9 protein-coding genes are annotated in these 11,788 nt (G+C 65.4%); all 9 read right to left on the minus strand.

All coding sequences use genetic code 11. From position 1 onward, the window contains the following. Window positions 1-19: 19 nt before the first annotated feature. Complete coding sequence (gene rpoB, locus H2LOC_RS17955; RefSeq protein WP_136497343.1) at window positions 20-4,162, minus strand: DNA-directed RNA polymerase subunit beta; 4,143 nt, start codon at window positions 4,160-4,162, stop codon at window positions 20-22. A 225-nt stretch (window positions 4,163-4,387) separates the two neighbouring features. Continuing rightward, window positions 4,388-4,762, minus strand: coding sequence for a 50S ribosomal protein L7/L12 (rplL, locus tag H2LOC_RS17960; RefSeq protein WP_136497342.1), 375 nt, complete (start codon window positions 4,760-4,762; stop codon window positions 4,388-4,390). A gap of 54 nt (window positions 4,763-4,816) precedes the next feature. Continuing rightward, window positions 4,817-5,332, minus strand: a complete 516-nt coding sequence (gene rplJ / locus H2LOC_RS17965; protein ID WP_136497341.1) for a 50S ribosomal protein L10 — start codon at window positions 5,330-5,332, stop codon at window positions 4,817-4,819. 638 nt (window positions 5,333-5,970) lie between these two features. Then, entirely contained in the window at window positions 5,971-6,276 is a 306-nt protein-coding gene (locus tag H2LOC_RS21620) for a hypothetical protein (protein WP_136497340.1), read from the minus strand. Beyond that, complete coding sequence (gene pheT / locus H2LOC_RS17975; protein WP_136497339.1) at window positions 6,273-8,696, minus strand: phenylalanine--tRNA ligase subunit beta; 2,424 nt, start codon at window positions 8,694-8,696, stop codon at window positions 6,273-6,275. The genes H2LOC_RS21620 and pheT overlap by 4 nt, the downstream gene beginning before the upstream one ends. 82 nt (window positions 8,697-8,778) lie before the next feature. Next, entirely contained in the window at window positions 8,779-9,861 is a 1,083-nt protein-coding gene (pheS, locus tag H2LOC_RS17980; protein WP_154331714.1) for a phenylalanine--tRNA ligase subunit alpha, read from the minus strand. Window positions 9,862-9,925: 64 nt separating this feature from the next. Continuing rightward, on the minus strand, window positions 9,926-10,381 hold the full coding sequence (locus tag H2LOC_RS17985) for a YeeE/YedE family protein (protein ID WP_136497338.1): 456 nt from the start codon (window positions 10,379-10,381) through the stop codon (window positions 9,926-9,928). Further along, window positions 10,378-10,809 (minus strand): YeeE/YedE family protein, encoded by a 432-nt coding sequence (locus tag H2LOC_RS17990; RefSeq protein WP_136497337.1) that lies wholly within the window; start codon window positions 10,807-10,809, stop codon window positions 10,378-10,380. Before H2LOC_RS17990 ends, H2LOC_RS17985 begins: the two co-directional genes overlap by 4 nt. 30 nt (window positions 10,810-10,839) lie before the next feature. Continuing rightward, window positions 10,840-11,778 carry a bifunctional enoyl-CoA hydratase/phosphate acetyltransferase gene (locus tag H2LOC_RS17995; RefSeq protein WP_136497336.1) on the minus strand — a complete coding sequence of 313 codons (939 nt, stop codon included), beginning with the start codon at window positions 11,776-11,778 and terminating at the stop codon, window positions 10,840-10,842. Window positions 11,779-11,788 lie beyond the last annotated feature (10 nt).

Here is an 11,788-nt window from a genome sequence, read left to right on the forward strand (position 1 = left end):
TTCAGGCGGCGCGCTTAAATCACTGAGCTGCGACCTCGACCTCGGCAGGAGAGGCTTCGGCGTCTTCGGGGGTCGAATTGGTGAGCTCGACGTTGAGCGCCAGAGACCGCATTTCCTTGATGAGCACGTTGAAGCTCTCGGGAATGCCCGACTCGATGTTGTCGTCGCCGCGCACGATCGACTCGTAGACCTTGGTGCGGCCGGCCACGTCGTCCGATTTCACCGTCAGCATTTCCTGGAGCGTATAGGCCGCGCCATAGGCTTCGAGCGCCCACACCTCCATCTCGCCGAAACGCTGTCCGCCGAACTGCGCCTTGCCGCCGAGCGGCTGCTGCGTGACCAGCGAGTAGGGGCCGATCGAGCGCGCGTGGATCTTGTCGTCGACGAGATGGTGCAGCTTCAGCATGTAGATGTAGCCGACCGTGACCTTGCGGTCGAAGGGCTCGCCCGTGCGTCCGTCGTAGAGCGTGACCTGGCCCGAGGACGAGAGTCCCGCGCGCGCCAGCATCGCGACGATGTCCGGTTCGCGCGCCCCGTCGAAGACCGGCGTCGCGATCGGAACGCCGCGGCGGAGGTTCTCGCCCACCTCGAGCAATGTGGTCTCGTCGAGCGTGGAGATTTCGCCGTCGCCGTCGTAGACGTCGGTCAGGGTCTTGCGCAGCGGTTCGGCGTCCCTGTTGCGCATATAGGCGTCGACCGCCGCAGCCACCTGCTTCCCGAGTCCGGCGCAAGCCCAGCCGAGATGGGTTTCGAGAATCTGCCCGACGTTCATGCGGCTCGGCACGCCGAGCGGGTTGAGCACGATGTCGACAGGGGTTCCGTCGGCCAGGAAGGGCATGTCCTCCTGCGGCACGATGCGCGAGACGACGCCCTTGTTGCCGTGGCGTCCCGCCATCTTGTCGCCGGGCTGGATCTTGCGCTTCACCGCGACGAAGACCTTGACCATCTTCATCACGCCGGGCGGCAGCTCGTCGCCGCGCTGCAGCTTCTCGACCTTGTCGAGGAAGCGGTTCTCGAGGCCCTTCTTGGCTTCGTCATATTGCTTGCGAACCGCTTCGATGCTCGACATCAGGGCGTCGTCCTCGACGACGAAAGTCCACCACTGGGAGCGGGGATATTCGTCGAGGATCGCCTGGGTGAGGTCCTGGTCCTTCTTGAAGGATTTGGGGCCGGCGATCGCCTTCTTGCCGAGCAGGGTTTCGGCGAGGCGCGCATAGACGTTGCGGTCGAGGATCGCGAGCTCGTCGTCGCGGTCCTTGGCGAGCCGCTCGATCTCCTCGCGCTCGATCGCCTGGGCGCGCTCGTCCTTTTCGACGCCGTGGCGGTTGAACACGCGCACTTCGACGATCGTGCCCTGCACGCCCGGCGGCACGCGGAGCGACGTGTCGCGCACGTCCGACGCCTTTTCGCCGAAGATCGCGCGAAGCAGCTTCTCTTCAGGCGTCATCGGGCTCTCGCCCTTGGGTGTGATCTTGCCGACGAGAATGTCGCCCGCCTGAACTTCGGCCCCGATGTAGACGATGCCCGCTTCGTCGAGATTCTTCAGCGTCTCCTCGGAGACGTTGGGAATGTCGCGGGTGATCTCCTCGGGACCGAGCTTGGTGTCGCGCGCCATCACCTCGAATTCGTCGATATGGATCGAGGTGAACACGTCGTCCTTGACGATGCGCTCGTTGAGAAGGATCGAGTCTTCGAAGTTGTAGCCGTTCCAGGGCATGAAGGCGACGAGCACATTGCGGCCGAGCGCCAGATCGCCGAGGTCTGTCGAGGGGCCGTCGGCGATGATGTCGCCCTTGCGCACCTGGTCGCCGACGCGAACCAGAGGCTTCTGGTTGATGCAGGTCGACTGGTTTGAGCGCTGGTATTTCATCAGCCGGTAGATGTCGACGCCCGGCTTGGCGGGGTCCTGCTCCTCGGTGGCGCGGATGACGATACGCGTCGCATCGATCTGGTCGACGACGCCGGTGCGGCGCGCCGAGATCGCGGCGCCCGAGTCGGCGGCCACGACCGCCTCCATGCCGGTGCCGACCAGCGGCGCGTCGGCCTTCACCAGCGGCACGGCCTGGCGCTGCATGTTGGAGCCCATCAGCGCGCGGTTGGCGTCGTCGTTCTCGAGGAACGGAATCAGCGCCGCGGCGACCGACACGAGCTGCTTGGGCGACACGTCCATCGCGTCGACGCGTTCGCGCGGCACCAGCACCACGTCGCCGGCGTGACGGCACAGCACCAGATCCTCGATCAGTCCCCCGTCCTTGTCGACCGGCGCATTGGCCTGGGCGACATGGAACTTCTGCTCTTCCATGGCCGACAGATAGACGACCTCGCCGGTCACCTTGCAGTCGCGCACGCGGCGGTAGGGCGCTTCGATGAAGCCGTATTTATTGACGCGCGCGAAGGTCGCGAGCGAATTGATCAGGCCGATGTTCGGGCCTTCCGGCGTCTCGATCGGGCAGATGCGGCCGTAATGGGTCGGGTGCACGTCGCGCACCTCGAAGCCGGCGCGCTCGCGCGTCAGGCCGCCCGGGCCGAGCGCCGAGAGGCGGCGCTTGTGGGTGATCTCCGACAGCGGATTGGTCTGATCCATGAACTGCGAGAGCTGCGACGAGCCGAAGAACTCGCGCACGGCCGCCGCCGCCGGCTTGGCGTTGATGAGATCCTGCGGCATCACCGTGTCGATGTCGACCGACGACATGCGCTCCTTGATCGCGCGCTCCATGCGCAGGAGGCCGAGGCGATACTGGTTCTCCATCAATTCGCCGACCGACCGGACGCGGCGGTTGCCGAGATGGTCGATGTCGTCGATCTCGCCGCGGCCGTCGCGCAGGTCGACCAGCGCGCGCACCACCGCGATGATGTCTTCGCGCCGCAGCACGCGCATCGTGTCGGGCGCGTCGAGATCGAGGCGCATGTTCATCTTGACGCGGCCCACCGCGGAAAGATCGTAGCGTTCGGCGTCGAAGAACAGCGAATGGAACATCGCTTCCGCCGTCTCGATGGTCGGCGGCTCGCCCGGGCGCATCACGCGGTAGATGTCGAACAGGGCTTCTTCGCGCGCGCTGTTCTTGTCTATCGCCAGCGTGTTGCGGACATAGGGGCCGATGTTGATGTGGTCGATGTCGAGAATCGGCAGTTCGTCGAAACCCTTGTCGAGGAGCACCTGCAGCGATTTCGCGGAGATTTCGTCACCCGCTTCGGCGAAGATTTCGCCGGTTTTGGGATCGAAGAGGTCCTGGGCCAGATATTGGCCGTAGAGTTCCTCGGACGGAACCTTGATCGCCTTGACGCCCTTTTCGGCGAGCTGGCGCGCGGCGCGGACCGCGAGCTTCTTGCCCTGCTCAAGGATCACCTCGCCGGTGTCGGCGTCGATGATGTCCGCGACCGCCTTCACGCCCTTGAGGCGCTCGGCGTCGAACGGCATGCGCCAAGCGTCGCCGTCCTGGGTGTAGGCGATCGTCTTGTAGAAGGTCGACAGGATTTCTTCGCCGTCGAGGCCGAGAGCGAACAGCAGCGACGTCACCGGAATCTTGCGCCGGCGGTCGATGCGCGCATAGACGATGTCCTTGGCGTCGAACTCGATGTCGAGCCAGGAGCCGCGATAGGGAATGATGCGGGCCGCGAACAGCAGCTTGCCGGAAGAGTGGCTCTTGCCTTTGTCGTGATCGAAGAACACGCCCGGCGAGCGGTGCATCTGGGACACGATGACGCGCTCGGTGCCGTTCACGATGAAGGTGCCGTTAGACGTCATGAAGGGCATGTCGCCCATGTAGACGTCCTGCTCCTTGATGTCCTTGACCGACTTCGCCTGCGTGTCGGGATCGACGTCGAACACGATGAGGCGCAGGGTCACCTTCAGCGGCGCGGCGAAGGTCATGCCGCGCTGGCGGCATTCGTCAACGTCGTATTTGGGTTGCTCGAACTCATAGCGGACGAACTCGAGCAGTGAGACCTGGGAGAAATCCGAGATCGGGAAAACCGATTTGAAAACAGATTGCAGGCCTTCGTCGGGACGGCCGCCTTTCGGCTCGTCGACGAGCAGGAACTGGTCGTAGGAAGCCTTTTGCACCTCGATGAGATTGGGCATTTCCGCCGCTTCGCGGATGTGTCCGAAGAACTTGCGAACCCGCTTGCGACCGGTGAACTTCCGCGCCGACGTCTGAGCCATGTCGCCTCTCGACCCTCTTTTCCTGAACGGTCAGTCTCTCTGCGAGATCCGGAGCGCGAATTCGCGCCCGCCCTGCACCGCCGCGCCGGCAAAGCCGAAACCCATCTTCCGGCCCTGTAGCGCTTGCACCTCGAGAATATCCCAACTGCCTAAACCACGAACGGCCCCGGCGCGCGCGCCGGGACCGCGAATGTCTTCACATCGTCGCCGAAGCGGCCGAAGTCATTACTTGAGCTCGATCTTGGCTCCGACCTTCTCCAGAGCGGCCTTGATCTTTTCGGCCTCTTCCTTGCTCGCGCCTTCCTTGAGCGGCTTGGGAGCGCCTTCGACCAGGTCCTTGGCTTCCTTGAGGCCGAGGCCGGTGATCGCGCGGACTTCCTTGATGACCTCGATCTTCTTGTCGCCAGCGGCGGCCAGGATCACGTTGAACTCGGTCTTCTCTTCGACCGGGGCGGCGGCGGCGCCAGCCGGAGCAGCGGCCACAGCGACCGCGGCCGCAGCGGACACGCCCCACTTCTCCTCGAGCAGCTTCGCCAGCTCGGCGGCCTCGAGAACGGTGAGGGAGGACAGGTCTTCGACGATCTTTTCGAGATTAGCCATTGTGCTTCGTCCTTTGAATTTGGTTCTTTGCGAGTGGTTTTGCCAGCCTTGGGATCAGGCCGCGTCTCTGTTGGCATAGGCCCCGAACACGCGCGCGAGCTTGGCGGCAGGCGCGGTCGACAGCTGCGCGATCTTGGTCGCGGGCGCCTGAACGAGGCCCACGAGCGTTGCGCGCAATTCGTCGAGCGACGGCAGAGTCGCAAGCGACTTCACGCCGTCCGGGTTGAGGACGGTCGCGCCCAGCGCGCCGCCAAGGATGACGAATTTGTCATGGTCCTTGGCGAAGGCCGCGGCGACCTTGGGCGCCGCCACCGGATCGTCCGAATAGGCGATCAGGGTCGGTCCCTTGAGCAGGGAGCCGATGGAGGCGACGCTCGTGCCATCGAGAGCGATCTTGGCGAGGCGGTTCTTGGCGACCTGAACCGAGGCGCCCTCTGCGCGAGCCTGCTTGCGCAGTTTCTGCATCTGGGCGACCGTCAGGCCGGAGTAATGCGCCACGACGACGACCGAAGCCTTGGTGAAGACCTCGTTCAGCGCCGCGACGGCTTGAGTTTTCTCCGCTCTGTCCACGGGTGCTCTCTCCTCGAGCGGGACCGTGAAGCCCCGCCGGTTTGCGACATGCCGCCTTCCCGCTGCAAGATGCAGTTGAACGACGGCGCCGTAGATCCTGTCCCCAAAGCAAAGCGCTTTGGTTGAAGGGGCGCCAAACCAAATTCGAAGGACGCGACTGAAGCTCTCAAAGAGCCGCGCCGGTCCGGCAATTCTTGGTTTTCCCCGTCTGTGCAGGCCGCTCCGGGCGCAGCGTCAGCCTTGCCAGGAACTCATTAAGCCGACAGGCCAAAGCCTGGGGCGCCGGCAGTCTCGGACAGGATATGGCCGGACTGGACGCGAGGCGAAGCCCCGGTCCCCCCGGCCTATCCACCGCTTTCCTCTTGCCTGATTGGGGCGAAAGTATAGCGGAAGCTCGAAATCTGAAAAAGAGAAACGGCAAAATACCGTTCTCAGGGTCGCTCTATGTAGCCGGCCGCGCAGGCTTTGCCAAGAGGAAAGTTAAGAGTTTGCCTTTTTTCCGCCTGCCAGCGGTCTCATACGGCTTCCGCGAGATCGCTTCGCGATCCGCAGAAGCGACCGCCCCAAAAATCACCGATCGTCATCGGTTTTTGCGGCGAACGAATACTAAATCCCGCTCCAGTCGAGCGGATTTCGTATCAGCGTTTTGGAAAGAATTCCATTCGCACGCGTCCGTCAGCGGCGGTCTTGACCGTCGCTCGGGCGAAACCGACGCCGTTTGCGGGCCTGCGCGCGCCGGCCGTGCGTGGGGGGGCTTTGCCCGGCGCAGCAGAATAATGAGCCGCCCCGCCCCCGGAATGGCCCGCCGCCGGTCCGAAAGAGGCGAGACACTCATTGTAGGCGAGCGCCGCCTCGATCTTTTCGCAATCGGCGATGCTGCGCGGGGCGGCGAAAGCGACCGCGGTAGCGCCCGCGAGCATCGCAATAGCGAACAGCCGCCTCATGCCCTCAGCGTCGCGCCGGCCTTTTTCTCGGCCTCGGCCACGATTTTCTTGGCCAATGCGTCGATCTCGGCGTCGGTAAGGGTTTTTTCCCGCGGCTGGACCGTGACCGCGACGCCGATGGATTTCTTCCCCTCCGGCACGCCGACGCCTTCATAGACGTCGAAAATCCGCGCCTCCGCGATAAGCGTCTTATCCGCCCCGAGCACGGCCTTGAGCAGATCGCCGGCCTGGGCGCCGCGGTCCACGATAAAGGCGAAATCGCGCGAAAGCGGCTGCAGATCGACGAGCTCGAGCTTCGGCTTGGTCTTTGTCGGCTTGGCCTTGGGCGCCGGCAGGGCGTCGAGATAGATCTCGAAGGCGGCGATCGGCCCCTCGACGTCGAGCTCCAGCAGCAGCCGCGGATGCAGCTCGCCGAAATAGCCGACGATGGCCTTGGGGCCGAATTGCAGGGTTCCAGAGCGGCCCGGATGGAGCCAGTCCGGTCCGCCCGCGACTACCTGAAGCCCCCCGGTCGCCACCCCCAAAGCCTGCAGCAGGGCGAAGGCGTCGGCTCTGGCGTCGAAGACGCCGGCCTTTTTCGCCGGCGCCGCCCAGCTGCGTCCTTCCGCCTGGGCGGTCGCAAGACCGCGGCGCAGGCCGGCGGCTGCGGTCTTCTGGCCTTTTTCGTCCTCGCTGAAGAAGATCTGCCCGACCTCGAACAGCGCGTTGTCGCCGAAGCCTCGGGCCGCATTGCGCCCCGCAGCCGCCACGAGACCAGGCAGAAGGCTGGGCCGCATGTCGGAGAGCTCGCTCGCGATGGGATTGGCGAGCTTCAGGGCGGCGCCGCCGCCGCCGAAGCCGCTCGCCTGTTTTTCCGAGACGAAGGACCAGGTGACCGCCTCCACGAGCCCCTGAGCGGCGAGGGCCCGGCGCGCGATGCGGATGCGCTTCTGCTGCAGCGTCAGCACGGGGGCCGCGACGCCCTCCGCCCGCGCCAGCGGGGTGGAGACGATCTCGTCGACGCCCTTGATGCGCAGGATCTCTTCGACGATATCGGCCTTGCCTTCGATGTCGGGGCGCCAGCTCGGCGATGTGATTTTCGCGCGCCCTTCGGCGGCGGGCTCGACCGCAAATCCGAGCCGAGCGAGTATCGCCGTCGCCTCCTCTGCAGAAACATCGAGGCCGGTGAGGCGCTTGGTTTCGCTGAAGGGGAAGTCGACCTCGCGCGTTCCCCGCGGCGCGGCGCCCGCCGAAACGACCTGGGACGCTTCGCCCCCGCAAAGCTCGATCACCAGCCTGGTCGCGAGCTCCAGTCCCGGCAGGGTGAATGCGGGGTCGACGCCGCGCTCGAAACGGTAGCGGGCGTCGGTCACGATGCCGAGCTTGCGGCCGGTATGGGCGATATTGTGCGGGTCCCACAGGGCGGACTCGATCAGCACGTCGGTCGTCGATTCGTCGCAACCCGAGGCCTCGCCGCCCATGACGCCGGCGAGGGACTCGGGTCCCGTCTCATCCGCGATGACGATCATGTCGCGGTCGAGCCGATAGGTTTTGCCGTCGAGCGCCAAAAGCTCCTCGCCATCGCGGGCGCGGCGCACCACGAGGCCGCCTTTCACCTTTGTGGCGTCGAACACATGGAGCGGGCGCGCGCAGTCGAATGTGAGGAAATTGGTGACGTCCACCAGAGCGTTGATGGGGCGCAGGCCGATCGAGCGCAGGCGGTCCTGCAGCCAGGCCGGGCTCGGGCCGTTCTTTACGCCGCGCACGAGGCGCAAGCCGAAGAGAGGCGCGAGATGGGCGTCCTCGGCGGGCAAATCCAGCTTCACGCTCACGGGGGAGGAGAATGCTCCGGCGATGGGCGCGGGCTGCTCCGTCTTCAGCGCGCCGAGGCCGGCCGCCGCGAGATCGCGCGCTATGCCGGAGATGCCGGCGGCGTCGGGCCGGTTGGGGGTGAGGTTGATTTCGATCACCGGATCGTCGAGCCCGGCCCAGACGGGATAGACGGCGCCCACGGGCGCGGTTTCCGGCAGTTCGATGATGCCGTCGGAATCGCCGGGAAGATCGAGCTCGGCCGCGGAGCACATCATGCCATGCGACTCGACGCCGCGAATGACGCCCTTGCTGAGCGTGAATTTCTTGGCCGGGATGTAAGTCCCCGGCGCGGCGAAGACGGTTTTGAGCCCGGCCCGGGCGTTGGGCGCGCCGCAGACCACCTGCAGGGGCGCGCCGGAGCCGGCGTCGACCTGACACACCTGCAGCCGGTCGGCGTTGGGATGGGGCGCCGCCGAGAGAATTTGCGCAATGACGAAATTCCTCAGCTCCGCTGCGGGGTCGTGCACATGCTCGACCTCCAGGCCGATGCGCGTGAGCGTTTCGACGATTTCGGCCTGAGAGGCGTTTGTGTCGAGATGGGTTTTGAGCCAGGAGAGGGTGAGTTTCATCAGCTTCTACAAATTGAAGGTTTGCCGCAGGGGGGCGAAAAGCTGCTCAGCCGCTTCTCTTCCAAATTACATGATCTGGCTTTTAACCGCTCAGTCCGCCGGCGAGGGTCGGGAAATCCAGCGGCCGGAAGCCGTAATGCTGCAGCCAGCGCGCATCGGCTTCAAAGAACGCCCTCAGGTCAGGCATGCCATATTTGAGCATGGCGAGGCGATCGATGCCGACGCCGAAGGCGAAGCCCTGGTAGACGTCGGGATCGAGGCCGCAATTGCGCAGCACATTGGGATGCACCATGCCGCAGCCGAGGATCTCCATGAAATCCTCGCCCTCGCCGAAGCGGATTTCGCCGCCCTGGCGCCGGCACTGGACGTCGACCTCCATCGACGGTTCGGTGAAGGGAAAGAACGACGGCCGAAAGCGCAGATTGACCGACTTCACCTCGAAGAACGCCTTCAGGAATTCCTCGAGCGCCCATTTGAGATGGCCGATATGGGTGGTCTGGTCGATGACCAGCCCCTCGACCTGATGGAACATCGGCGTATGGGTCTGGTCGCTGTCGCAGCGGTAGGTGCGGCCGGGGCAGATCACGCGGATCGGCGGTTTTTGCGTCAGCATGGTGCGCACCTGCACCGGGCTGGTGTGCGTCCGCAGCAGCTTGCGCCGGCCGTCGGGGCCGGGCTCGAAGAAGAAAGTGTCGTGCATTTCCCGGGCGGGATGGCCCTCGGGAAAATTGAGCTTGGTGAAGTTGTAGTCGTCGGATTCGATATCCGGGCCTTCCGCGACGGCGAAGCCCATATCCGCAAAAATGGCGGTGAGCTCGTCCATGACCTGCGAAAGCGGGTGCAGCCGGCCGCGATCGAGGGCGCTCGCGGGCGGGGCCAAGGTCACGTCCAGCGCTTCGGATTTCAGGCGCGCTTCGAGCGCCTCGTTCTCGAGCACGGCGCGGCGCGCGGCGATCCGCTCGGTCACCGCGTCCTTGAGCGCGTTGATCCTGGCGCCCTGGGTTTTGCGTTCGTCGGGCGACATGCGGCCGAGCGTCGCCAGCAGGGCGGAAATCGCTCCCTTTTTGCCGAGAGCCGCGACGCGCACGGCCTCCAGGGCTGTTTCGCTGTCGGCCGCGTCGATCTGGCGGAGCGTTTCTGTTTCGAGTTCTGCTAAGTCGGTCATTTGTTCCAGGCCCGCCCGAATTTTGAACCGGGTTCTGCCACGGGCGCCGGCATATGTCGAGTAATCAGCTTTCTTCTTCCGGCTGTTTGATATGGGCCCTGAGGGCGAAGAGCTTTTCCAGCCCCATTCCCGCGGCCATCGCCGCCGCGAAAATCGCGGCCTTAGCGTCGAAGAGGCCGAGATTGACGATCGCCGGGCCGGGACAGACCCCCGAGAGTCCCCAGCCCACGCCGAAAATCGCGCTGCCGATCAGGAGTTGCGCATCGACGCCATTGTCCCCGGAAAAGCTGAAGGGCTCGCCGAGCAAAGATCGCTCGAGCCGGCGGGAGAGGAAAAAGGCCAGCATGCCGATTCCCACCGCGCCTCCCATGACAAAAGCGAGAGAGGGGTCCCAAAGGCCGGCGATGTCCAGAAACCCCTGAACCTTGGGGGGCTGCGTCATGCCCGAGAGGCAAAGGCCGAAGCCGAACAGCAGGCCGAGGGCGAAAGACGGGATGAGGCTTCTTTTTGACGCGGTCATTGAAAAACGTGCCGAACCAGGAAGACGGTGACGATCGCCGTCGCCATGAAGGTCGCGGTCGCGACGGCGGAGCGCAGGGACAGGCGGGAGAGGCCGCAGACGCCATGGCCGCTGGTGCAGCCCGAGCCGAGCCTCGCGCCGAAACCGACCAGCAGGCCCGCGACGGCGAGAGTCGCCGGGCCGGAGCCGAATTCGGGCCGCGCCAGGGGATGAACCATGGCGAAGGCGGCAGGAGCGGCCAGAAGACCCGCGATGAAGGCCGCCCGCCATGCGACGTCGCCGGGGCGTGGCGGAATAAGACCGGCGAGAATGCCGCTGACGCCGGCGACGCGTCCGAGCAGCAAAGCGCAAAGCCCCGCGGCGAGGCCGATCAAAGCCCCGCCCGACAATGCGCTCCATGGTGAAAAATGCAGCCAGTCTATTTGCATTCAGTCGAGTCCTCGGGTCCTCTTCACCGCTCAATTCGCCGGGTGGCGCCAGTGGGCGAAAATCTGCGCCAGCGCGCAGGAGGCGGCGCGGGCTCTTATGTCGTCGGCGCGGCTGGTGAGAACGATCGGCGTCCGCGCGCCCAAAGCGAGGCCGGCGGTCTCGGCTCCGCCGAGAAACACCAGCTGCTTGGCCAATATGTTGCCGGCGTCCAGCTCCGGGGCCACCAGAATATCGGCGTCGCCCGCCACCGTCGAACGTATGCCCTTGGTCGCGGCGGCTTCGCGAGAGATCGCGTTGTCGAAGGCCAGCGGCCCGTCCAGCTCCGCGCCGAGGATCTGGCCCCGGTCCGCCATCTTGCACAGCGCGGCGGCGTCGATGGTGGACGGAATCTTGGCTTCGACCTCCTCGACCGCGGAGAGCAGGGCCACCTTCGGCCGTTCTATCCCGAGGGCGTGGGCGAGATCGATCGCATTGCGGACGATGTCGCGCTTCTCGTCCAGCGTCGGCGCGATGTTTATGGCGGCGTCGGTGATCAGAAGCGGTTTGGGGTAGGTTTTCACGTCGAGGACGAACACATGGCTCATCCGCCGATCGGTGCGCAGGCCGTGCTGCTTGTCGACCACGGCCTCCATCAGTTCGCCGGTGTGCAGCGACCCTTTTTTGAGGGCGTCGAGCTTGCAGTGGCGCGCAAGCGCGACGGCGGCCTCGGCGGCGGCGTGGCTGTGGGGGGCGTCCACGATCTCGACCCCGGCGAGCGAGACGCCGCCGGCCATGGCGACCGCCTCGATCTTGCTGCGGGGCCCGATCAGCACGGGAATGATGAGGCCAAGGTCGCGAGCCGCCAGCGCGCCCGCCAGCGAGGGAGCGTCGCAGGGATGCACGACCCCCATTTTGATCGGGGGCAAGGCGGCGGCGCGCTTTATCAGACCCTCGAAGAACCGCCCGCTGACGGCGTTCGGAGCTTGCATGGTTTCTCCT

The organism is Methylocystis heyeri (assembly GCF_004802635.2).
GTDB lineage: Bacteria > Pseudomonadota > Alphaproteobacteria > Rhizobiales > Beijerinckiaceae > Methylocystis > Methylocystis heyeri.

Bases quoted from the DNA above. Each gene is read 5' to 3' on its own strand.
- H2LOC_RS17985 (WP_136497338.1), bottom strand. From the start codon at position 10,381: ATGACCGCGTCAAAAAGAAGCCTCATCCCGTCTTTCGCCCTCGGCCTG.
- H2LOC_RS17995 (WP_136497336.1), bottom strand. From the start codon at position 11,778: ATGCAAGCTCCGAACGCCGTCAGCGGGCGGTTCTTCGAGGGTCTGATA.
- pheS (WP_154331714.1), bottom strand. From the start codon at position 9,861: ATGACCGACTTAGCAGAACTCGAAACAGAAACGCTCCGCCAGATCGAC.
- H2LOC_RS17990 (WP_136497337.1), bottom strand. From the start codon at position 10,809: ATGCAAATAGACTGGCTGCATTTTTCACCATGGAGCGCATTGTCGGGC.
- H2LOC_RS21620 (WP_136497340.1), bottom strand. From the start codon at position 6,276: ATGAGGCGGCTGTTCGCTATTGCGATGCTCGCGGGCGCTACCGCGGTC.
- pheT (WP_136497339.1), bottom strand. From the start codon at position 8,696: ATGAAACTCACCCTCTCCTGGCTCAAAACCCATCTCGACACAAACGCC.
- rplL (WP_136497342.1), bottom strand. From the start codon at position 4,762: ATGGCTAATCTCGAAAAGATCGTCGAAGACCTGTCCTCCCTCACCGTT.
- rpoB (WP_136497343.1), bottom strand. From the start codon at position 4,162: ATGGCTCAGACGTCGGCGCGGAAGTTCACCGGTCGCAAGCGGGTTCGC.